22 protein-coding genes are annotated in these 21,942 nt (G+C 65.9%); 15 read left to right on the top strand and 7 right to left on the bottom strand.

Annotated elements, in window-relative coordinates; genetic code table 11:
- Positions 1 to 16: 16 nt before the first annotated feature.
- From AC3G88_RS19440 to AC3G88_RS19410, 7 genes are all read right to left on the bottom strand, one after another.
- Positions 17 to 748, bottom strand: a complete 732-nt coding sequence (locus AC3G88_RS19440; RefSeq protein ID WP_488773347.1) for an amino acid ABC transporter ATP-binding protein — start codon at positions 746 to 748, stop codon at positions 17 to 19.
- Positions 729 to 1,385, bottom strand: coding sequence for an amino acid ABC transporter permease (locus AC3G88_RS19435; RefSeq protein WP_488773348.1), 657 nt, complete (start codon positions 1,383 to 1,385; stop codon positions 729 to 731). Before AC3G88_RS19435 ends, AC3G88_RS19440 begins: the two co-directional genes overlap by 20 nt.
- Complete coding sequence (locus AC3G88_RS19430) at positions 1,382 to 2,050, bottom strand: amino acid ABC transporter permease (RefSeq protein WP_488773349.1); 669 nt, start codon at positions 2,048 to 2,050, stop codon at positions 1,382 to 1,384. Before AC3G88_RS19430 ends, AC3G88_RS19435 begins: the two co-directional genes overlap by 4 nt.
- A 22-nt stretch (positions 2,051 to 2,072) precedes the next feature.
- Positions 2,073 to 2,834, bottom strand: a complete 762-nt coding sequence (locus tag AC3G88_RS19425) for a transporter substrate-binding domain-containing protein (RefSeq protein WP_488893787.1) — start codon at positions 2,832 to 2,834, stop codon at positions 2,073 to 2,075.
- Positions 2,835 to 2,890: 56 nt separating this feature from the next.
- Positions 2,891 to 3,673: a GntR family transcriptional regulator gene (locus tag AC3G88_RS19420; protein ID WP_488773350.1), complete on the bottom strand. Its 783-nt coding sequence runs from the start codon at positions 3,671 to 3,673 to the stop codon at positions 2,891 to 2,893.
- A 309-nt stretch (positions 3,674 to 3,982) separates the two neighbouring features.
- Positions 3,983 to 4,984, bottom strand: coding sequence for a Bug family tripartite tricarboxylate transporter substrate binding protein (locus tag AC3G88_RS19415; RefSeq protein WP_488773351.1), 1,002 nt, complete (start codon positions 4,982 to 4,984; stop codon positions 3,983 to 3,985).
- Positions 4,985 to 4,994: 10 nt separating this feature from the next.
- Positions 4,995 to 6,089: a porin gene (locus tag AC3G88_RS19410; protein ID WP_488893782.1), complete on the bottom strand. Its 1,095-nt coding sequence runs from the start codon at positions 6,087 to 6,089 to the stop codon at positions 4,995 to 4,997.
- A 470-nt stretch (positions 6,090 to 6,559) separates the two neighbouring features.
- Here AC3G88_RS19410 and AC3G88_RS19405 point away from each other — a divergent pair, with 470 nt between their 5' ends.
- From AC3G88_RS19405 to AC3G88_RS19335, 15 genes are all read left to right on the top strand, one after another.
- Entirely contained in the window at positions 6,560 to 7,441 is an 882-nt protein-coding gene (locus AC3G88_RS19405; RefSeq protein WP_488773353.1) for an alpha/beta fold hydrolase, read from the top strand.
- 221 nt (positions 7,442 to 7,662) lie between these two features.
- Positions 7,663 to 7,968, top strand: a complete 306-nt coding sequence (locus tag AC3G88_RS19400; RefSeq protein ID WP_488773354.1) for a recombinase-like helix-turn-helix domain-containing protein — start codon at positions 7,663 to 7,665, stop codon at positions 7,966 to 7,968.
- A 33-nt stretch (positions 7,969 to 8,001) separates the two neighbouring features.
- Positions 8,002 to 9,057: an aromatic ring-hydroxylating dioxygenase subunit alpha gene (locus AC3G88_RS19395; protein WP_488773355.1), complete on the top strand. Its 1,056-nt coding sequence runs from the start codon at positions 8,002 to 8,004 to the stop codon at positions 9,055 to 9,057.
- Positions 9,050 to 9,820: an SDR family oxidoreductase gene (locus tag AC3G88_RS19390; RefSeq protein WP_488773356.1), complete on the top strand. Its 771-nt coding sequence runs from the start codon at positions 9,050 to 9,052 to the stop codon at positions 9,818 to 9,820. The genes AC3G88_RS19395 and AC3G88_RS19390 overlap by 8 nt, the downstream gene beginning before the upstream one ends.
- 24 nt (positions 9,821 to 9,844) lie before the next feature.
- Positions 9,845 to 10,381, top strand: a complete 537-nt coding sequence (locus AC3G88_RS19385) for a cupin domain-containing protein (RefSeq protein ID WP_488773357.1) — start codon at positions 9,845 to 9,847, stop codon at positions 10,379 to 10,381.
- Positions 10,382 to 10,400: 19 nt separating this feature from the next.
- Complete coding sequence (locus AC3G88_RS19380) at positions 10,401 to 11,261, top strand: IclR family transcriptional regulator (RefSeq protein WP_488773358.1); 861 nt, start codon at positions 10,401 to 10,403, stop codon at positions 11,259 to 11,261.
- Between the two features lie 16 nt (positions 11,262 to 11,277).
- A complete protein-coding gene (locus tag AC3G88_RS19375) occupies positions 11,278 to 12,081 on the top strand; it encodes an SDR family oxidoreductase (RefSeq protein WP_488773359.1) in 804 nt (267 codons plus the stop codon).
- Entirely contained in the window at positions 12,074 to 13,771 is a 1,698-nt protein-coding gene (locus AC3G88_RS19370; RefSeq protein WP_488773360.1) for a thiamine pyrophosphate-binding protein, read from the top strand. Before AC3G88_RS19375 ends, AC3G88_RS19370 begins: the two co-directional genes overlap by 8 nt.
- A 12-nt stretch (positions 13,772 to 13,783) precedes the next feature.
- The gene (locus tag AC3G88_RS19365; protein ID WP_488773470.1) at positions 13,784 to 14,590 is read left to right on the top strand and encodes an aspartate dehydrogenase; all 807 of its coding nucleotides are present in this window, start codon (positions 13,784 to 13,786) and stop codon (positions 14,588 to 14,590) included.
- A 15-nt stretch (positions 14,591 to 14,605) separates the two neighbouring features.
- A complete protein-coding gene (locus AC3G88_RS19360) occupies positions 14,606 to 16,081 on the top strand; it encodes an aldehyde dehydrogenase (protein ID WP_488773361.1) in 1,476 nt (491 codons plus the stop codon).
- A 42-nt stretch (positions 16,082 to 16,123) separates the two neighbouring features.
- Positions 16,124 to 17,089 (top strand): VOC family protein, encoded by a 966-nt coding sequence (locus AC3G88_RS19355; protein ID WP_488773362.1) that lies wholly within the window; start codon positions 16,124 to 16,126, stop codon positions 17,087 to 17,089.
- A 34-nt stretch (positions 17,090 to 17,123) separates the two neighbouring features.
- Positions 17,124 to 18,080, top strand: a complete 957-nt coding sequence (locus tag AC3G88_RS19350; RefSeq protein ID WP_400391972.1) for a PDR/VanB family oxidoreductase — start codon at positions 17,124 to 17,126, stop codon at positions 18,078 to 18,080.
- Positions 18,081 to 18,364: 284 nt separating this feature from the next.
- On the top strand, positions 18,365 to 19,672 hold the full coding sequence (locus AC3G88_RS19345) for an MFS transporter (protein WP_488773471.1): 1,308 nt from the start codon (positions 18,365 to 18,367) through the stop codon (positions 19,670 to 19,672).
- Positions 19,673 to 20,008: 336 nt separating this feature from the next.
- Positions 20,009 to 20,830 carry an IclR family transcriptional regulator gene (locus tag AC3G88_RS19340; protein ID WP_488773363.1) on the top strand — a complete coding sequence of 274 codons (822 nt, stop codon included), beginning with the start codon at positions 20,009 to 20,011 and terminating at the stop codon, positions 20,828 to 20,830.
- Positions 20,831 to 20,879: 49 nt separating this feature from the next.
- The gene (locus AC3G88_RS19335) at positions 20,880 to 21,890 is read left to right on the top strand and encodes a tripartite tricarboxylate transporter substrate binding protein (protein ID WP_488773364.1); all 1,011 of its coding nucleotides are present in this window, start codon (positions 20,880 to 20,882) and stop codon (positions 21,888 to 21,890) included.
- The last annotated feature ends 52 nt before the right edge of the window (positions 21,891 to 21,942 follow it).

Below are 21,942 nucleotides of genomic sequence, written 5' to 3'. Positions count from 1 at the left end.
ATCCTAATCTGGCGTGTCAGGCCTCCACCATCCCCAGGAACTGCTGGAGTTCCGACGTTTGGGGACGGTTAAAGACCTCCTCCGGGGCACCGATTTCGTGGACCTTCCCCTGGTGCATGAACACCACGCGGTCGCACACCTCGCGCGCAAAGCGCATCTCGTGCGTCACCATCAGCAAGGTCATGCCGTCGGCGGCCAGGCCCCGCACCACCTGCAGCACCTCGTTGACGAGTTCGGGGTCCAGCGCGGACGTGATCTCGTCGCATAGCAGTGCGGTGGGTTGCATGGCCAACGCGCGGGCGATGGCAACCCGTTGCTGCTGCCCGCCGGACAACTGGTCAGGATAGGCGTCGAATTTTGCGGACAGTCCCACGCGCGCCAGGTTCAGTTCGGCGAGTTCCCGGGCCTTGGCCTCTGGCACGCCCTTGACGATCATTGGCGACAGCATCACGTTGCGCCCGGCGCTCAGGTGGGGGAACAGATTGAACTGCTGGAAGATCATGCCCACCTTCAGCCGTAGCGCGCGCAGCTGCAGTTCGCTGTCGGCCAGATGAGCGCCTGCTACGGTGATGGCCCCGGCATCGATGCGCTCCAGCCCGTTGATGCAACGCAGAAGGGTGCTCTTGCCCGAACCGCTCTTGCCGATGATGGCAATGACCTCGCCGGGTTCCACGGAAAGCGAGATACCTTTCAGGACCTCGTTGCTGCCAAACGACTTGCGGACCTGATCAATGGCGATGAGCGGCATGAAATTTCCTCTCCAGCATCTTGCTGTATTGCGAAAGCGGCCAGCACAGCGCGAAATACATCAGCGCGACGGCTGCATAGACGGTAAACGGTTGGAACGTGGCGTTCACGATCATCGTGCCCGCCTTGGAAAGCTCGGTAAAACCGATGATGGATGCAAGGGCCGTTCCCTTGATGACCTGGACCCCGAAGCCAACGGTGGGGGCCACGGCTATCCGAAGCGCCTGCGGCAGGATTACGTGGCGCATCTGCTGCACGTAGCCCATGGCCAGGCTGCCGGAGGCCTCCCACTGACCGCGCGGGATGGCTTCCACACAGCCGCGCCAGATCTCGGCCAGGAAGGCCGAGGTCCACAGCGTCAACGCCAGCCCCGCAGCCAGCCAGGCCGGCACTTCGATGCCGAACAGCGCAAGTCCGAAGAACGCCAGGAACAGCTGCATCAGCAGCGGCGTGCCCTGGAACAGCTCGATATAGCCCTGTGTCAGCCGCCTTGCCCACGGCCGCTTGCCTGTGCGCAGCAACAGCACGAGCAGGCCCACGATGCCGCCGCCTACGAAGGCGACCAACGACAGCAACACGGTCCAGCGCGCCGCCAGCAGCAGGTTACGGACGATATCCCACAACGAAAACTCGATCATCCCACCCTCCGGACGAATAGCTGCCGGCCGATGCCGCGCAGCAACTGCCGCAGGGCAATCGCAAGCAGCAGGTAGATGCAGGTGGTGACCAGATACACCTCGAACGCGCGGAAGTTGCGGCCCTGTATGAAATTGGCCGCGTACGTCAGGTCCTGGGCGGCAATCTGCGAGCACACCGCGGACCCCAGCATCACGATCACCACCTGGCTCGAGAGCGCGGGCCAGATCTTCTGCAAGGCCGGGCGCAGCACCACATGGCGGAACACCTGGAACGGTGACATGGCAAGACTGGCCCCCGCCTCGAACTGTCCGCGCGGCGTTGCTGCCAGGCCGGCGCGCACGATCTCGGTTCCATAGGCGCCCAGATTGATGACCATGGCCAGCGACGCCGCCACCATTTCCGGCAGATGCACACCGAGGCTGGGCAGCCCGAAGAAGATAAAGAACAGCTGGATCAGAAACGGCGTGTTCCGGATCAGCTCCACATAGGTGCCGACGACTGCGCGCAGCCAGGCTAGGCCCTGGGTCTTGGCCCAGGCGCCCGCCACGGCGACGGCCACGCCAAGCACCCCGCCGGTGAGCGTCAGCTGCGCCGTGACGGCGATGCCTTTCACCAGCACGTCGGTGTAGTCCAGCACCGAAACGAAATCGAACGCGTAAGCCATGCTATTACCCGGGCGGCGCGTGTCAGAGCTGGGCCGGCAGCGGACGCAGCAGCCACTTGATCGACAGCGTATTGAGCGAGCCGTCCTTCTTGGCTTCGGCGAGGATGGCGTTGACCTTGTCCTGCAAGGGTTTTTCGCCCTTGTTCATGCCGATGAAGCACGGCGAATTCTTGATCAGGAACTTGGTCTCCGGCGCCTTGGGCGGGTGCTTGGCGATCAGCGACGAAGCTACCACGTTGCCGGTGGCAATCAGCTGCACCTGTCCGGACAGAAAGGCCGAAATCGTGGCGTTGTTGTCTTCGTAACGCTTGATGTTCGCGCTGGCCGGCGCGATCTTGCTCAATTCCAGATCTTCGACCGCACCACGCGTGACGCCAACGGTCTTGCCCGCCAGGTCAGCCGCACTTTTCACGGGAAGGTCCGCCGGTCCGAACACGCCGTTGAAGAAGGGCGCGTAGGCCTCCGAGAAGTCGAGCACTTTTTCGCGCTCAGGGTTCTTGCCCATGCTCGAGATTACAAGATCCACCTTGCGCGTCTGCAGATACGGCACGCGGTTGGTGCTGGTTACCGGGACCAACTGGAGCTTGACGCCCATCTTCCTGGCCATCAGCGCGGCCACGTCGATATCGAGGCCCTGCGGCGTCATGTCGGCCCCCACCGAGCCGAACGGCGGGAAATCCTGTGGCACGGCCACGCGCAGCACGCCGGCCTTGGTAATGTCGGCGAGCGTATCGGCCTGCGCGGGCAGCGGGGCCACGCAGAGGGCGGCCAGCAATGCGCACATCACGCCACGACGGGAAGACTTGGATTGGGACAGGGCTTGGAACATCGCGTGTTTCCTCAGTTTCGGGATGGGGATGGGGATGGGGATGACATTGGCTGTGCCGCGGAAACCTCCGCGGCGGGCGTTGTGGCGTGGGGCGTGCGCGTGGGATCGACCGGGGCCAGCGCCTGCCGCAGGTGCGCAAGCGGGTCGGCGGGCCCCACGGCATCAAGGCTGGTATGCACTTCGCCAAGATGTTCGGCCATCAGCCGCGCGGCCAGCGCGCCATTGCCCGCGGCCAACGCATTGACGATGTCTTCGTGCTGGCTGCAGGAGCGGTCGGCATCGGCGGCGGACTGATTGCGGCTGGCCACCAGCGTCGTGCGTGCCGTCAGGTCACGCAGCGTGTCGACAAGCAGGCCATAGCCCAGCGAGGCGCATAGACAAACGTGAAAATCGCCCAGCAGAAAGCTGCGCATGCTGGCGTCGTCGCCCTGGAGCGCAGCCTTCTCGCGTGCGATATGCACCTTGAGCGTGTGGATGGCCTGGGCGCCGGGCGGGCGCTCCGGCCCGATCTCGCGCAGCAAGCCGGTTTCGATAATGCGCCGGGCGTCGAACGCCGCGCGAATGTCGTCGGCACCCGGTTCCACCAGGAACCAGCCGCGCCGGGCGCTGACGGTCACCATGCCGCGCGCCGCCAGGCGCGACAGCGCCTCGCGCACCAGCGTGCGGCTCACGCCGAACAGCGTGGCGAGCTCCTGCTCACCCAGGCGCGAGCCGGGCAGCAGCTTCTGGCCAAGCATCGCCTCGGTGATGCGATTGGCAATATCGGCGGGAGAGTTTTCAGTCGTTGCGTTCACGGGTACCACTTGAGCAAGTGGTATGCCATGCTTGTATGCAAGATTTGTCGCCAGAATGCGGCCTATGCGGCCATTCGGGGGCGGGGCGGATGTCGGTGTATCCCCAGCGCGGGGCGCTGCGCGCCAAGACGGTGCGACGCGTTCCGGGGCCGGGGGCGGATGCCCCAGAAACGGACCGCCAACGGGCCCGATACTGGCTCCCGCAGCTGGATATGCCGTGGCAGTACTGCCACCACGAACGAAAATGCCCCGCATCGGCGGGGCGTCAGTGCTGCGGTCTCTTCGAAGGGAAGCGCGGACGCGTCCGGCTTAGTCGGCCTGGATGCCAAACTCCTTGACCAACCGGGTATAGCGCGCGTAGTCGGCGGCGATCAGCTTCTGCAGCACGGCCGGCTCGCCGCCCACAGGCGTCACGGCGATCGTGGCCATGCGCGCCACCACATCCGGCTGCTTCAGGATGTCGTTGACGTGGCTGTTCAGCAAGCGAACGATTTCCGGCGGCAGGTTCCTGGGCCCAAGCAGGGCTTGCCATGCGCCGATCTCGACGTCCTTGTAACCCAGTTCGCCCAGTGTCGGCACGTTCGGCGCAAAGGGGGAACGCTTCGGGTCGGCCACGGCAAGCGGTACCAGGGTTCCGTTGCCCACGTACTGCACCACCGCGCCGTAGGTGACATAGGTCATCGGCACCTGGCCGCCCAGCACGTCCACGATGGCGGGTGCGGTGCCGCGGTAAGGCACCTGCGAGATCTTCACGCCGGCGGACTTGTTGAAGAGTTCACCCATGATGTGCATTGGCGATCCGTTGCCCGGGGTGGCATAGGTTTCCAGTTTGCCGGCTTTTGCGCGCGCCACCAGGTCACCCATCTTCGCGATGCCGCTGTTCTTGTTCACCACCACGAACAGGGATTGCGTGCCAAGCTGGGCGATGGGGGTGAGATCGTTGAGCACGTCGTAGCTGGCGCCGGTGCCGGCCTTCAGCACCAGCGGTGCGATCGACACTGTATTAGGGGCCAGCAGTAGCGTGTAGCCGTCGGCGGCCGCGCGTGCCACATAGGCACTTCCGATCGTGCCCGCCGCACCCGTGCGGTTTTCCACGACCACTGACTGCTTGAGGCGCGCGGCGAGCTTTTCGGCCATCAGCCGGGCCAGCACGTCGGTGTCGCCGCCGGCGGGGTAGGCCACCACGATGGTGATGGGCTTGTTCGGATAGTTGCCCTGGGCCATCGACGGGGCCGTGGCAAGCAGTGCGGCCGTGCCGATGGCCGCGCCAATCGCGCCCATGACGACGCGGCGGATAACGTTGGGTTGCATGTCGGCCTCCTTAGAAAACGTGCTTGATGCCGACCATGGCGCCAAACTGCTGGCCGCCCGGTTTCGGGTTTGCGCCAGCCTGCGCGCCGCTCACGGACATCGCCAGCGTGCCGTCGTTGTTGATATAGCCCGCCGTCGCGTACACCGCCGTGCGCTTGCTGAAGTTGTACATGCCGCGCACGGCGTACAGCATCGCCTTGTTGTCGCTGTTCTGATAGTTCAGGTAGTAGACCTGGCCTGCCAGCGTGAAGGCCGGGGTGATGTCGTAGGCCGCCCCGATGTAGTAGAGCTCCGAGAGCGGCGTCGGGCTGCCCTGGTTTTCGCGGCGGATCACGCCGGCGCCAATCTTCGTGCGATCCAGCAGGACGTAGCCGGCAATCGACGCGCGGTCGTCGCGCAGGCTGCTGCTGGTCAGGCCGCCGAAGGCGCCCGGGCCGCCGCGCTGGGAGTCATACGCGGCCGTGATGCCCCACCACTTCTGGTCCCAGCCAATCATGGCCGACCATTCGCGGCACTGGCTCTTGTTGGCGGGGTTTTCGCCGGCGCAGTTGGTGCCGGAAGGGCTGGGGCCCGCGTTGGCCGTATCGCGTCCAAAGCTGTACGTGGCGCCCATGGTCAGCCCGCCAAACGTGCCCTTGTAGGCAATGGCGTTGTCGGCACGGGTGTTCGGCAGATAGCTGTCCAGTGACCCCGAGCCGAATGAGTTCGGCCCCAGGATGTCGGTGTCGAGCGTGGCCCAGAACAGCATCGTGTACTGGCGGCCAAACGAGATCTGGCCCCACTGGTTCGATTGCAGGCCTACCAGCGCCTGGCGGCCGAACAGTCGACCGCCCTGGTTGGCATTCCCGGAATCGGGGGCGAATCCGCCTTCGAGCACAAACACGCTCTTCAGCCCGTTGCCGAGATCTTCCGTGCCGCGCAGGCCCCACCGCGACGGTACGGTGCCGGTCAGCGTGTTCATGCGGACCACGCTGTTACCGGCCGCGCCGACGTTGTTGACGAATTCCACGCCCGTGTCCACCACGCCATACATGGTGACGGACTGGGCGCAGGCCAGCAGGGGCGCGGCTGCGAGCAGGCCCGCCGCGTACTTTGCGATCTTCATCTACCGTTTCCTTCTCTTGTCTTGTGGGCTTCTCATGGACGTTTCCGTCGGCAACGGTATGGTGGCTGCCGCATTGTCGTGTTTCATTAGTAAAACAATGAACTACATAGGAAACGATGAGCGGAATATAGGCAGAGGGCGTGAGGCCGTAGATAGGGGCGAACCCTAATGAGGCTCCGGTGTGACAAGGCGGCGTTGTCCGGATACCGCGGCTGATGTGGTGCGCGCCGCACCGCCTCGGCGCATTCCGATGGGCGGCGTTCCGGCACCTCGGTCGGGCGACTCAAGCCCGGCGCGGTTCTTTGCCTGCCGCCACCCCAGCCCGCTGGCGAGGCGGATTTCACGTGTTTCGCACCGCTTTCGGGCGTCCCGCAAACACCGCGGTTCTTCTCCCTGTTTACCCTGATCGCCCCCCACAAAGATATGCGCCTATAGTCGAGAAGTTTTATTTGCAAACCTACATTTCATATATGGAACAAAGTGCGACCCCTTCTGCACCCGCTCCAGGCGTCGACCTGCTGGCCGCGCTCGACAGCCATTTCGCCGAACGTCTGGTGATGACTGGACCCGACGGCGCCCGGGTGGCCTGCCGCATCGGCGGAACACGTGGCCCGGTGGTCGTGCTGTTGCACGGCATCAGTTCGGGGGCGGCGTCGTGGCTGCCATGCGCCAGCCTGCTGGCGGCGCATGCGCGCGTGATTGCCTGGGATGCGCCCGGCTACGGCCAGTCGTCGCCATTGCCGACGCCGGCGCCGACGGCGCGCGACTACGCGCTGCAACTCGGCGCCATGCTGAGTGCGCTGCAGGTGCGGCCCGATCTGATCGTCGGGCACTCGCTCGGCGCGCTGATGGCGGCCGGCTTTGCGGCCAACGTGCCCCCGTGGCTTCAGCCGGACAGGTTTCTGCTGTTAAGTCCCGCCTTGGGCTACGGGGCGCCAGGCAAGGAAGACAAGGCGCGCGAAGTGGCGGGGCAGCGCATTGCGTCGCTGGAATCGATGGGGGTGGAGGGCCTGGCGCAACGCGGCCCAGCCAGGCTGCTGAGCCCGGCGGCCACGCCCGATGCCCAGGCATGGGTGCGCTGGAATATGCAGCGGCTCAATCCGGATGGCTACCGTCAGGCCGTGGCGCTGCTGTGTGGCGACGATATCGGCCGGTATCTCGCAGCGCAGGGGCGACCTGTGGAGGTGGGTTGCGGCGCGCAGGACGTGGTCACCACGCCCGAGGCGTCCGCTGCGCTGGCCGACCGCTTTGGCCTGCCGTTCCATCCCATCCCCGACGCCGGTCACGCGTGCTACATCGAGCAGCCACAAGCCGTGGCCCGCCTGATTCGCAGCACGCTTTCTCGTTCCTGAGCGTTCCGCCCGCGCCAGCCTGGCCGGCTATCAGCCAGCGCCCCGCCCTCGGCGCGGGTTAACCCCGATCAATCTTTAAACCGTCGTTGTCTATAGTCGTACCTGTGTTCAATATTTAAACTCGTGTTTCATAGGTAAAACGACTAGCGTGTCTACCTGAGGATCGCGACAGTGGATTGAGCCAGCCGTCCCCCACCAAGCAAGCCATGGAGCAAAGCGCAATGGAAAGCGTCGCGTACAACCCGAACCTGGTTCCCTGGGAGCGTCCCGCGCCCAACAACGTTGCGGGCAAGGGTCATATCGAAAAGCCGGGCCACGTCACCAACATCGTCTGGCAGACGCGCGCCGCCGTGCCCACCGCCTACGAGAACGCGCTCGGCGACGCGCTGGAAGCTGCGTTCGCGGGCGGCGCCAAATCCCCGGAAGACGTCGTGCGTGCGTTCAATCACGCCGGATTCCTGGCGGCCGACGGCCAGTCGTGGACCGAGGAACGCTTCCTCTCCGAAATGCGCCGCCTGGGCGCCTGAGCGCCGGCCGAGACGACAAGCGAGAAGACAGACATGGAATCGAACAAGCAAGCACGCGCCGAAACGCGCCTGAATACCGGCCTGCGCAACTACTGGTATCCGGTGGCGGCGTCGTGGCAGGTCACGCATGCCCCCATCGGCATCACGCGGCTGGGCCAGAACATCGTGGTGTGGCGTGACAACGCCGGCAAGCTGAACGCGCTGGAAGACCGCTGCCCGCACCGTGGCGCGCGTCTGTCGATGGGCTGGAACCTGGGCGACCGCGTGGCCTGCTGGTACCACGGCGTGGAAGTGGGCGGCGACGGGCAGGTGAAGAGCGTGCCGGCCGTCGAGAACTGCCCGCTGGAAGGCCGCACGTGCGTGCGCAGCTATCCCGTGGAAGAACAGGCCGGTGCCATCTTCCTGTGGTTTGGCGATCGCGCGCCCACCGACGCCGACGCGTTGCGGCTGCCCGAGGAACTGGTCAGCGCGGAACACAGCAACTTCCTGTGCGTGGCGCATTGGGACTGCAATTACCGCTATGCCATCGACAACGTGATGGACCCGATGCATGGCGCATACCTTCATGCGGTGTCGCACTCGATGGCCAGCGGCGAAAAGTCCGCCGTGATGCAGGTCGTGGAAACCGATCACGGCCTGGTCTTCGAGAAGACCGGACAGCGCGGTGTGAACTTCGACTGGGTGGAATTCGGCGAGACCGGCACGCTGTGGCTGCGCCTGTCCATCCCGTATCGCGACAAGGTCGGTCCCGGCGGGCCGTTCGGCATCGTTGGCATCGCCACGCCGGTCGATGAAGAGCACTGCATGGTGTTCTTCTGGCGTACCCGCCATGTGCAAGGCTGGGAGCGGGACGTCTGGCGCTTCCTGTATCGCAATCGCCTGGAAGGCCTGCACTGGGACGTGCTGGAACAGGACCGCGTGGTGCTGGAATCGATGGCGCCGGCTGCGCGCGATCACGAGATGCTCTACGCCCACGATGCCGGCATCACGCGGGTACGCCGCCTGCTGAAGCGCCGCGCCGAAGCAGAGGTCGCCGATGAGCCTGTGGCGATGCTGCAACCGGTGGCCGGAGCCCACAGCCATGCCTGATCGTCAGTACGCCAACCTGCTGGCCGGCCGCAAGGTGCTGATCACCGGCGCCGCGCGCGGCCTGGGCCTGGCCTTTGCCACGGCCATCGCCGAAGCCGGCGCCAGCGTGGCCATGGCCGACATCCTGGTCGACCGTGTCGAGGAATCGGCCGCCGCGCTGAAGGCGCGGGGTTTCCACGTGGTGCCGCTGCAGCTCGACCTGAACGATCCGGCATCGGTGCAGGCCTGTGCCAGCGCCGCCGCGGAGGCGCTCGGCGGCCTGGACGGCCTGGTCAACAACGGCGCGGTCACCGACTCGGGGGGCCGCAACCTGACCGAGCTGGACATCGCCACGTGGGACCGCGTGATGAACGTCAATGTGCGTGGCACCTGGCTGATGACCGCCGCCTGCACGCCGGCGCTGCGCGCCAGTGGCCGGGGCGCGGTCATCAACCTGGCTTCGGACACGCCGCTGTGGGGTGCGCCCAACCTGCTGGCCTACGTGGCCAGCAAGAGCGCCATCATCGGCATGACCCGCTCGCTGGCGCGGGAACTTGGCGATGCCAATGTCACGGTCAACGCCGTCGCGCCGGGCCTGACGCTGGTGGAAGCCACCGAATACGTGCCGCAGCACCGGCACGACCTCTACCGCGACCAGCGCGCCATCCAGCGCGAGCAGGTTCCCGATGACGTCTGCGGCGCCGTGCTGTTCGCGCTGTCCGACCTCGCCCGTTTCGTGACCGGCCAGACGCTGGCGGTCAACGGCGGCTTTGTCATGCATTAACCAAACACTCCAGAGGAAATGGAAATGAGCGATCTGTCGCAACAGGAAAACATCAAGCGCAGCTGGGAACAACCTGAAGGTGCCTCGTTCGACAAGTGGATGGAATCGCGCGTGGCGCGCTTCAGTACCCGCCGCTACGACTGGGACGCGCTGAAGTTCCAGGCGGACTACGACCCGAAATACCGTCGCGCGCAGATGCGTTACCTGGGCACGGGTGGCACCGGCGTATCGGCCGACACCAATACGGTGCCGTCGGAGCACTTCACGTTCTCCACGATGATCATCCCCGCTGGCCACGAAGGTCCTTCGCACCTGCACACCGACGTGGAAGAGGTGTTCTTCATCCTGCGCGGCAAGATCAAGCTGATCCTGGAGAAGGACGGCGAACGCTATGAAACCATCCTGACCGACCGTGACCTGGTGTCGGTGCCGCCGGGCGTGTACCGCGAGGAAATCAATATCGGCGAGGAAGACGCGCTGATGTGCGTGATGCTCGGCGCCAAGAAGCCGGTCACGCCGACGTACCCGCCCGAGCACCCGCTGACCAAGGTCAAGCGATAAGCCGCGAGCGAGCCGAGCGATGAGCGCCAACCCTGAAACCGCAGCCGCATTGAATGCCGAAGGCCTGGACAAGTACATCGTGCCGGGCCTGGAGCGCGGACTTCGCCTGCTGGCCGAGTTCAGCGCACGCGACCGCGTGTTGAGTGCGGCGGATCTGTCGCGCCGGCTCGATGTGCCGCGCTCCACGGTGTTTCGCCTGCTGGCCACGCTGGAATCCACCGGCTATGTGGAACGCGCCGACGGCGGGCGGGAATACCGGCTCGGACTGGCGGTGCTGCGGCTCGGTTTCGACTATCTGGCGTCGCTGGAACTGACGGAGCTGGGCGGTCCGCTGCTGAACCGGCTGCGCGACGATATCGAGTATCCCTGCAACATCGTGGTGCGCGATGGGCGCTCGGTGGTCTACGTGGCCAAGGCCGCGGCCTCACGGCCGTTTGCCAGCAACGTCAACGTCGGCGCACGGCTGCCCGCGCATGCCACGGTGCTGGGCCACGTGCTGCTGGAGGACCTGGATCTGGAGCAGCTGCGAACGTTGTATCCGGAAGCCCAGTTGCAGGTCTATTCCGACAGTACGCCCCGTACGGTGGAAGCCCTGCACACGCTGGTGCAGCAAGTGCAGCAGCGCGGCTACCTGCTGCAGGAAGGCTTCTTCGAAGCCAGCATTTCCACGATTGCCGCGCCGGTGCGCGACCGTACGGGCAAGGTGGCCGCCGCGCTGGGAGCCACGATTCCGGCGTCGCGCCTGCTGCAGGAAGAACTCGACCGCATGGTCGGGAAAGTCAGGGAAACCGCGGGCGAACTGTCGCGCCTGCTCGGATACCGGCCGCATCGGCATGCCAGGCGCGTGCCGGGCCAGGCGGTAGCCATCTATCGCGAATGAGGGGAGAGGGGATTCGATGTCCATGATTGAACTCGACGGCAAGGTCGCCGTCGTGACCGGCGGGTCCTCCGGCATCGGCCTGGCCACGGTCGAATTGCTGCTGGAGGCGGGTGCCGCCGTTGCCATGTGCGGCCGCGACGCCGCGCGCCTGCGCAGCGCCGAAGCCTTGCTGCGCGAGCGTTTCGCCGGGTGCCGGCTGTACGCCGCCACGTGCGATGTCTTGCAACCCGAACAGGTCAATGCATTCGCCGCAGACGTTGCGCGCGAACTGGGTCCGGCCGACATGCTGGTCAACAACGCCGGCCAGGGCCGGGTGTCGACGTTTGCCACCACCGAGGACGCTGCCTGGATGGAGGAACTGCAGCTGAAGTTCTTCTCGGTGATTCATCCGACGCGTGCGTTCCTGCCGCAGCTGGCGCAATCGAAGCAGGGCGCAATTGTTTGTGTGAACTCGCTGCTGGCCACGCAGCCGGAGCCCCACATGGTGGCCACGTCGGCCGCCCGTGCCGGCGTGCACAACCTCGTGCGGTCGCTTGCCACCGAATTCGCGCCCCGCGGCGTGCGCGTCAACGGCATCCTGATCGGCCTGGTGGAATCGGGTCAATGGCGTCGCCGCTTCGACGCGCGCCCCGAGGAAGACCGTCATCTGGACTGGACCGCGTGGACCGCGCGTCTGGCCAAACAGAAGCACATTCAACTGGGCCGCCTTGGCCTGCCGCAGGAAGCCGCGCGCGCCATCCTGTTCCTTGCCTCGCCGTTGTCTTCGTACACCACGGGCAGCCATATCGATATTTCCGGAGGACTCTCCCGTCATGCGTAACGAGCAACAACAAGTCACCGTGGGCTGCGCCATTGCAGCCTTCCTCGAACAATGCGGCGTCAAGGCTGCATTCGGTGTGATCTCGATCCACAACATGCCCATCCTCGACGCGATGGGAGAGCGCGGCAAGATCCGCTTCGTCCCGGCGCGCGGCGAAGCCGGTGGCACGAACATGGCCGACGCCTATGCCCGGACCACCGGCAGCCTCGGCGTGTGCCTGACCAGCACCGGCACCGCCGCCGGCAACGCCGCCGGCGCCATGGTGGAGGCGCTGACCGCCGGCACCCCGCTGCTGCACATCACGGGCCAGATCGAAACGCCGTACCTGGACCAGAGCCTCGCCTATATCCACGAAGCGCCCGACCAGCTCACGATGCTCAAGGCCGTGTCGAAGGCGGCCTTCCGCATCCGCAGCGCCGATACGGCGATCTCGACGATCAAGCTTGCCGTGCAGACCGCGCTGACGGCACCGACCGGCCCGGTCAGCGTGGAGATCCCCATCGACATCCAGGCGGCGCTGATTCCAATGCCGAACGACCTGAAGCCGCTGCCGGTGCCGCAGCACCAGCCGTCGGCCCACGCGCTTGATGCGCTGGCCGAGCGCCTGCTGAAGGCCAGGCGTCCGATGCTGTGGCTGGGCGGCGGCGCGCGCCACGCCAGCCAGCAGGTCAGGCGTCTGATGGACATGGGCTTTGGCGTGGTCACCTCCACCCAGGGCCGTGGCATCGTCCCCGAGGACGACCCGCGTTCGCTGGGTGCCTACAACCTCCACAAGCCCGTCGAGACGTTCTATCAGACCTGCGACGCGATGGTCGTGGTCGGCTCGCGCCTGCGTGGCAACGAAACGCTCAAATATGAACTGAAACTGCCGCGCCCGCTGCTGCGTATCGACGCCGACCCGGCATCGGAAGGACGCTGCTACCAGAGCGACTATTTCGTCAGCGGCGACGCCGCGCTGGCGCTGGACGGCCTGGCCGACCGCCTGGAAGGCCGCATGCAAATCGATGGCGGCTTCGCGGCCGACCTGCGCCGCGCCCATGAAGCCGCCGCGGGCGCGCTGGTCGAGGGCCTGGGGCCTTACAGCGCGCTGGTGCAGGCGCTGCAGCAGGCCGTGGGCCGCAACTTCAACTGGGTGCGCGACGTGACCGTTTCGAACAGCACCTGGGGCAATCGCCACCTGCAACTGTTCGATTCGCGTGCCGGCGTGCATGCGCTGGGCGGCGGCATTGGCCAGGGCCTGGCCATGGGGATTGGGGCCGCCGTCGGCGCGGCTGCCACGGCGTCGGGCAAGAAGACGTTCACGCTGGCGGGCGACGGCGGCTTCATCCTGAACCTGGGCGAGCTGGCCACGGCCGTGCAGGAACGTGCCGACATGGTCATCGTGCTGATGAACGACAAGGGCTATGGTGTCATCAAGAATATCCAGGACGCGCAGTACGGCGGCCGTCGCCACTATGTCGACCTGCACACGCCCGACTACGCCCAGCTGTGCCAGTCGCTGGCGCTGCGCCACCGTCGCGTAAGCAACCTGGCAGACATCGGCGCTGCGCTGGAAGCCGCCACGGTGGAGCCGGGCCCGTTCCTGCTGGAAATCGACATGCTGTCGATTGGCAGCTTCAAGACGGTGTTTGCCGGCCCGCCGGTCAACAAGCAGGCCCCGATCGCCAATACGGCGGCGGCAGCGGCCTGAAGGGGGATGTCCATGCTGCATGTGTCGATGGTGGGCTGCGGCGCGATTGGCCGTGGCGTGCTGGAGCTGCTGAAGTCCGACCCCGATGTCGCGTTCGACATGGTGATCGTGCCGGAAGGCGGGATGGCCGCGGCGCGCGGCGCGCTGTCGACGCTGGCGCCGAACGTACGCGTGGCGACCCGGCTGGCCGACGGCGACCGGCGGCCGGATCTGCTCGTCGAATGCGCGGGCCACCAGGCGCTGGAGGAACACGTCGTGCCGGCGCTGGAACGCGGCATTCCGTGCCTGGTGGTGTCGGTGGGCGCGCTGTCCGAGCCCGGCATGGCCGAGCGTCTGGAAGCGGCCGCACGACGCGGCCATACCCAGGTGCAACTGCTCTCGGGTGCCATTGGCGCCATCGACGCCCTTGCGGCGGCCCGCGTGGGCGGCCTCGATGAAGTGGTCTACACGGGCCGCAAGCCTGCGCGCGCCTGGACCGGTACGCCGGCGGAGCAGTTGTTTGACCTGAACGCGCTGACGGAGCCGACCGTGATCTTCGAAGGTACGGCGCGCGATGCGGCACGGCTCTATCCAAAGAATGCCAACGTGGCGGCCACGGTGTCGCTGGCGGGGCTGGGGCTGGACCGCACCGCGGTGAAGCTGCTGGCCGACCCGTCGGCGGTGGAAAACGTCCACCACGTGCTAGCGCGAGGCGCCTTCGGCGGCTTCGAGCTGACCATGCGCGGCAAGCCGCTGGCTGCCAACCCCAAGACGTCCGCGCTGACCGTGTTCAGCGTGGTGCGTGCGCTCGGCAACCGCGCCCACGCGGTGTCGATCTGAAGCGAGTAATCCCCCATGACGACGCAACAAGTCCTTCCCATCCTGATTGCCGGCGAATGGCGCCTGGGCGGCGGCGACCGCTACGCCACGCGCTATCCGGCGACGGGTGAAGTGGTGGCAGAACTTAACGCGGCCAGCCTGGCTGACGTCGAAGAAGCCATCCAAGGTGCCGATCGGGCCTTCCGCCAGAGCGGCTGGGCCCGGCGCAAGCCGCACGAGCGCGCTGCCGTGCTGTACCGCGTGGCCGAATTGATCCGCGCGAAAGCCGAAGGGCTGGCCCAGCGCCAGCGGCTCGACAACGGCAAGCCGATCAGTGAAACGCGGGCCCTGGTCGCCAGCGCCGCCGGTACGTTCCAGTTCTTTGCCGCCGCGCTGGAAACGCTCGAAGAGCACATCACGCCGCAACGCGGAGACTGCCTGACGATGAGCGTCTACGAGCCGATGGGCGTGGTCGCTGCCATTACGCCCTGGAATTCGCCGATTGCCAGCGAGGCGCAGAAGATGGCGCCCGCACTGGCCGCGGGCAATGCCGTCATCGTCAAGCCTGCCGAAGTCACGCCACTGATGGCACTGGAACTGGCTGCCATCTGCGAGGAAGCCGGCGTCCCGAAAGGGCTGATCAGCGTACTGCCGGGCAAGGGCTCCGTGATCGGCGACGCTATCACGAAGCATCCGTTGGTGCGCCGCGTGTCGTTCACCGGCGGCACCACCACCGGCAAGCACATCGCGCATATCGCGGCGGAAAAGATGATGCCGGTGTCGCTGGAACTGGGCGGCAAGTCGCCGACCATGGTGTTCGACGATGCCGACCTGGACCATGCAGTGAACGGCGTGCTGTATGGCGTATTCAGTTCGTCGGGCGAATCGTGTATCGCCGGTTCGCGCCTGTTCGTGGCGCGCTCGCAGTATGAGCCGTTCATCGAACGGCTGGCGGCTGGCGCGGCAAAGCTGCGCGTGGGCGACCCCGCCGACGAGCGCACCCAGATGGGGCCGCTGATCACGGACCGGCACCGCGACAGCATCGAATCGTATGTGGCGGTGGGTGTGGAAGACGGCGGCCAGTTGCGCACCGGCGGCATCCGCCCCGACGTGGCGGGCCTGGCCAATGGCTATTTCTATACGCCGACGATCATCGAGGGTCTCGACAACCGCGCACGGATTTGCCAGGAAGAGATCTTCGGGCCGGTGCTGGTGGCGATGCCGTTCGATGACGAAGACGACCTGATCGAGCAGGCGAATGACAGCGTCTACGCGCTGGCGGCAGGCATCTGGACGCGCGACTACAAGCGTGCATGGCGGGTGGCACGATCCGTGCAAGCCGGCAATGTCTGGATCAACACGTACAAGCAGTTCTCGATCGCCACGCCGTTCGGCGGCTGGCGAGACAGCGGCCTCGGCCGCGAGAAGGGGCGGCTTGGCATCCTGCAGTACATGGAGCAGAAGAGCGTGTACTGGGGCTTGAACGAACAACCGCTGCCGTGGGCCAACTGAGGCCATCGCACATCATTGCAACCGGCAGGACGGAGACTGGAAATGAAGGTAGTGGGAATTGACGAGATCGTCTACGGCGCCGACGACTTCGATGCATGTCGCGGCTTCTTTGGAGACTGGGGTCTGACGATCAGGCGCGACGACGCGCAGGGTCTGGACTTCGAAACCCTGAACGGTTGCCGCGTGCTGGTACGCAAGGCTGGCGACCCGGCGCTGCCGCCGGCCATCGAGGAAGGCCCCACGCTACGTGAAGTGGTATGGGGCGTCGACAACGAAGCATCGTTGGCGGCGCTGCGCGACCGCATCGGCAGTGAGCCGACCTTCGTGTCGCTGGAGAACGGCGCCCGTATCGGGTGCACCGACCCGAATGGCCTGGCCGTGCGCTTCCAGGTCACGCGCAAGCATGACGTCCAGGTGGACTGTGCGGTGATGAACACGTGGAACGACAAGCCGCGCATGAACCAGCGCAGCCCCATCTACGAGCGCGCCATTCCCATCGAGGTGGGCCACGTGGTGTTCTTCGTGAAGGACGTGAAGGCCACCGAGCGGTTCTACATCGATAGATTCGGCTTCGTGCAATCCGACAATTACCCCGACCGTGGCGCGTTCCTGCGCTGCACCGCCGAAGGGGGGCACCACGATCTGTTCCTGCTGCAGCTGCCGCATGGCAAGGCTGGCCTCAATCACGTGGCGTTCACGGTGCGCGATATCCACGAGGTATTTGGCGGGGGCATGAACATGTCCCGCAAGGGCTGGGATACGCAGCTCGGACCGGGCCGCCATCCCATCTCGTCGGCGTACTTCTGGTACTTCAGGAATCCGGCGGGCGGGCTGATCGAGTACTACGCCGATGAGGACCAGCTCGATGCCCATTGGGAACCGCGGGCATTCGAGCCCGGCCCCACCATGTTCGCCGAATGGGCGATCGAAGGGGGCATCGATGGCAATACCCGTCGTCAGAAGAATGCCGGCGGTCCGGAAGGCAAGTTCCTGACGGAAAAGCGTTAAGCATCCGGAAAGTCTTGAAGTAGAAGGAAGTCCCATGAGTGCGAGCCCATCTTTAACCCTGCGCGTGCAGGCCATGCGCTACGAGTCGCGTGGCGTCGTCAGCGTGGAACTGCGTGACCCCGACGGTGCGCCGTTGCCCGAATTCGCGCCTGGCGCCCATATCGACCTGCACCTGGCCAACGGCCTGGTGCGCAGCTACTCGCTGTGTGGTGCCCCCGAACAGCGCGACCGCTATACGGTGGGCGTCCTGAACGACCGCAACAGCCGCGGCGGCTCCCGCTTCGTCCACGAGCAGTTGCGCGTGGGCGCCACGCTGACGGTGGCGGCGCCGCGCAATCACTTCGCGCTGAACGAGGATGCCGCGCATACGGTGCTGGTGGCCGGCGGTATCGGTGTGACGCCGATCGTATGCATGGCGCGGCGCCTGGCCGAACGCGGCCGGGCGTTCACGCTGCTGTATTGCGCGCGTTCGCGTGCCGAGGCGGCGTTTATCGAGCCGCTGTCGGCCTACGGCGATGCGGTGCGCTTCCACTTCGACGACGAAGTGGGCGTGCCCCCCGACCTGAACGCCATGCTGGCAGGACAGGACGCCGGCACGCACTTCTATTGCTGCGGTCCGGGGCCGATGCTGACGGCGTTCGAGTCGGCCTGCGAGATGCACGGTTACGCGAACGTGCATATCGAGCGGTTTGCCGCCGATCCGGCGACGGAAGCGGTGCAGGAGGGGGAATACAGCGTCCAGCTACAGCGGTCGGGCAAGAACGTGCGCGTGCCGTCCGGCAAGTCGCTGCTGGACGCCCTGCTGGAGTCTGGCGTGGCTGTGGAGTACAGCTGCCGCGAAGGTGTGTGCGGATCGTGCGAGACGGCTGTGCTCGACGGTTGTCCGGATCACCGCGACAGCGTACTCAGTAGCGGCGAGCGTGCATCGAACAAGACCATGATGGTTTGCGTGTCCGGTTGCAAGGGCCAGCGCCTGGTGCTGGACCTTTGACCGACCCACGCCGCGCCATGACCGGTGCGGCGACGAAGACTGCCCGCCGGCAAGGCAGAGCCGCACGTTCAGGGACGAAGCGGCCACGCGGGTAACTGCCCTACACGTTTCAGGAATAGATACCCGTGTTGATTCAGAGACAAGACGCCGCACCTTCGCTGCAGGGTGCACAGGCGGGCGCTGTGGCCTGCGGCGGCGCAGCAACCGGCGAGACCGCCGCCACATCCCAGACGACATCGGCCGCCAAGGTCACGCGTGGCCAGATCGTCGCGCGCATCGAGCGCATGCCCGGCAACATGATGCATGTGCGTGCGCGGCTGCTGATCGGGCTGGCGACGTTCTTCGATGGCTTCGACGTGATCGTCATTGCGGCAACGCTGCCGCTGCTGATCGCGAAATGGTCGCTTTCGCCTGGCCAGATCGGCTTGCTGATCGCCGCGCCGTCGGTGGGGCAGCTGGTTGGCGCGCTGCTGTTCCCTGCATTGGCCGAACGGTTTGGCCGCTTGCGTTCGATTGGCTGGAGCGCCGGCATCATCGGCCTGATGAGCCTGGCGTGTGGCTTCGCCCCGTCATTCGAGATCTTCCTGCTGCTGCGCATCGTGCAGGGGCTGGGCCTGGGCGGCGAGTTGCCTGTGGCGGCCACCTACATCAACGAGGTCACGCGTGCGCATGGCCGTGGCAAGTTCGTGCTGCTGTACGAGATCGTGTTCCCGATCGGATTGATGGTGTCGAACGCGCTGGGCGCGGTGCTGGTGCCGCGCTACGGCTGGGAGGTGATGTACTTCCTCGGCGGCGTGCCGCTGGTGCTGTTCTTCGTGCTGCCCCGGCTGATTCCCGAGTCGCCGCGCTGGCTGGCGGAAAAAGGCCGCATGGCCGCAGCCGACGATGCGCTGCGCCAGTTCGAAGCGCGGGCCACGCAGCCATTGGCGCCCATCGGGGATACGTCGAGGTTCGATGCGATGGGCGACCGTCCGCGCCGCCGCGTGCGCGATCTGGTGGGCAAGGCCTATCTGGGACGAACGCTTGCCGTGTGGATGTTGTGGGCCACCTGCGGGTTTATCCAGTATGGGCTGTCGACCTGGCTGCCGACGGTCTACCAAACCATCTACCACGCACCGCTGCAGCTTGCACTGAACCTGGCGGCAGGGGCCTCCGTGCTGGGCGTGGTGGGGTCGTTGATCTGCGCGCTGGTGGTGGACAAGGTGGGGCGCAAGCCGGTGATCAACGTGTCGTTCGTGCTGTGTGCGGCGTCGCTGATTCTGGCAGGCGTGTTCCACGCGTCGTCGGTTTATGTGGTGGCCACCTTCTGTGCGCTGGCGATGGGCTTCCTGGCCTGCGGCTTCATCACGGCCTACGTCTATACCCCCGAGCTTTACCCGACGAGCGTGCGGGCCATGGGGTGTGGCCTGGGCGGGGCGTGGCTGAAGGTATCGGCGATCTTCGCGCCGGGCATCATCGCCTCGACCATCGGCACCGGCAATCTGAGCACCGCGTTCTTCGGGCTGGCGGTAGTGCCCCTGCTCGCCGCGGTCACCGTGTTTTTCCTCGGCATCGAAACCAAGGGCCAGGTTCTGGAAGAACTGGAGGTGTGACGCCGCCCGGCGTTGAACGGTGAGCCTACGCTTGTCATTGCGCCCCGCTGCCGACTGCCCCGGCATGCGGGGCGTTGTGGCTTGGCGAGCGGTGCGTGGGAGGCGAGGCCCAAAGATCCAAAGAGCAAAAGATCAGGGTTTTCCTTAAGTTGATAAATCAACAAAGGCGTTTACAGTGAAATCGTTCCTGTTGTGGATCTTGGTTTTATATATGGAACAAATCTGCTAGTGTTCGGAAGAGCGCCGAGTGCCCGCGCGTCGGGCCACGGGCGAAGCATGTTATATCGACATGCCTTGCTGATCATCGGCAAACCGAACGTCAAGCAGAGAGAGACCATGAATACAACCGCTCCCACGGAGGAGACGCAGGACAAGTACATCGTACCGGGGCTTGAGCGCGGGCTCAGGCTGCTGGGCGAATTCAGCAGCAAGGACCGCACGCTGTCGGCGGCGGAGCTGGCGAGGCGACTGCAGGTGCCGCGTTCAACGGTGTTCCGGTTACTCGCCACGCTGGAAATGATGGGATTCGTGGAGCGCACGGACGGTGGGCGCGAGTTCCGGCTGGGGATGGCGGTGTTGAGGCTGGGGTTCGATTACCTGGCGTCGCTGGAACTGACCGAGCTGGGCCGGCCGTTGCTGGACCGGCTGCGCGACGAGATCCACTATCCGTGCAATCTCGTGGTGCGCGATGGCCGGTCGATCGTGTACGTGGCGAAATCCGTGGCGGCCCGGCCGTTCACGAGCACGGTGAACGTGGGCACGCGCCTGCCTGCGCACGCCACGGTGCTGGGCCGCGTGCTGCTGGAGGACCTGACGCTGCCGGAGCTGCGGGAACTGTATCCCGAGACGCGGCTGGAAGTGTTCTCGGAAAGCACACCGCGCACGGTGGAGGAGTTGTACGAGATGGTGCAGCGTGACCGCCAGCGCGGCTACGTCCTGCACGAGGGATTCTTCGAGGCAAGTATCTCGACCATTGCCGCGCCGGTACGCGATCGCACCCGGCGCGTGGTGGCGGCACTGGGCGCGACGATTCCGGCAGCACGGATCGATCCTGCCCAGCTCGAACCGATGGTGGAAAGAGTGCGGGAGGCGGCAGCGGAATTGTCGCGCCTGCTGGATTACCGGCCAATGCCCGAAAGCACGGTGGCCGGCCAATGACAACGCGACGCTAGCGATCGTAACGATCGAAGGGACAGGCAGGAACAGCATGCAGCACCGCAGCCACAACGCAAAGGCAACCCAATGGACCCGGCGGTGGCTGGGCGCAGCGGCAGCAACGGCGGCCTTCGCCACGGCTGGCGCAGCGCAGGCCGATCCCTGCTCGAGCGTGCGGATCGTGGTGCCGTTTCCGGCCGGTGGGGCGGCCGACCAGCTTGCCCGCACGCTGTCCGTGGGGCTGCAGCAGCGCAGGGGCATGCCGCTCATCGTGGACAACAAGCCCGGTGCCAACGGCAACATCGGCATCGATGCGGTGCGGCGCGCGGCGGGGGACGGCTGCACCTGGCTGGTCGTGCCGGCCGGCAACCTGACGATCAATCCAACGCTGTTTCCGCAGCTTTCCTATCACGTCGCCCGCGACTTCCGGCCGGTATCGCTGCTGGCCAGTTCTCCCAACGTGCTGGCCGTGCATCCTTCGGTCAAGGCGCACACGGTCCCGCAACTGATTGCGCTGGCAAAACAGGCGGACCAGGCCGGGACGCCGCTGGGCTATGCCAGTCCCGGGGTCGGCAGCGGCCTGCATCTGGCCGGCGAACTGTTCCACCACAAGGCAGGCGCGAACATGCTGCATGTGCCGTACAAGGGCACCACGCAGGCCGTCAACGACGTCGTGGGCGGGCAGGTGCCGGTGCTGTTCGGCACATGGCCGACGCTTGCGCCGTTCATCCAGTCCGGGGCGCTGCGCGCGATCGCCGTGACGCAATCGAAGCGGTCGGCGGCGGCGCCCGATGTGCCATCGCTGGCAGAGCAGGGCATGCCCGGCATCGACGTGAGTTCGTGGTATGCGCTGCTCCTGCCCTCGGCGACGCCCAAGCCGCTGGCCGATGCGCTTGCCGTTGACGTACAGACCTTGTTTGCCACGCCGGCGATTCGCGCCGATCTGCAGCGCCAGGGCCTGGAGCCCGTGGCGAGCACGCCAGATGCCCTCGCGGCACGGATTCGCAGTGAAACCGCGTCGTGGGCCACGCTGATTCGCACGTACCACATTACGGCGGACTAGCGGAAATCGTTCCAGGGCGCCCAGCCGGCGCCATCCCAATCCTTTATTGAGT

Source organism: Cupriavidus sp. 86D6 (genome assembly GCF_057815095.1).
The sequence above is the reverse complement of the archived record's forward strand: the minus strand, read 5'-3'. Positions and strand labels throughout refer to the sequence as shown.